Genomic DNA, 366 nt, shown 5'->3' with positions numbered 1-366 from the left:
CCCCGCCGGTCGTCTGGTGTGGGTCTCGGATCCCTGCCCGGGATCCACCCATGACGTCGCCGCCCTGGACGCCTCCGGCCTGCTCGAGGGCCTCGACGTCAGCGGGTGGGTCGCCGACAAGGGCTACATCGGACGGGGGATGATCACCCCACCAAGGAAGCCGGCCGGCAAACAGCTCTCCGACACCGCCAAGAAGGTCAGCCGCAGCATCAACCGGGTCAGGTACATAGTCGAGCAGGTCAACGCCCACATCAAGACCTGGAAGATCCTCAAGGAGGACTACCGACGCCCCCTGAACACATTCCCACAAACCATCACAGCCACCCTCATGCTCTACACCTACACCACCACCCCCTGAATAACCTT

At 63.4% G+C, this 366-nt stretch carries 1 protein-coding gene; it reads left to right on the top strand.

All coding sequences use genetic code 11. The features are described from left to right. The coding region (locus tag HMPREF2883_RS01985; protein WP_141758994.1) for a transposase family protein at window positions 1-358 on the top strand (358 nt) is incomplete at its 5' end. Window positions 359-366 lie beyond the last annotated feature (8 nt).

The sequence above is a fragment of the Actinomyces sp. HMSC075C01 genome (genome assembly GCF_001812965.1).
In the GTDB taxonomy this organism is placed as follows: domain Bacteria; phylum Actinomycetota; class Actinomycetes; order Actinomycetales; family Actinomycetaceae; genus Actinomyces; species Actinomyces acetigenes.
This window is presented reverse-complemented; position numbering and strand designations above follow the sequence as displayed.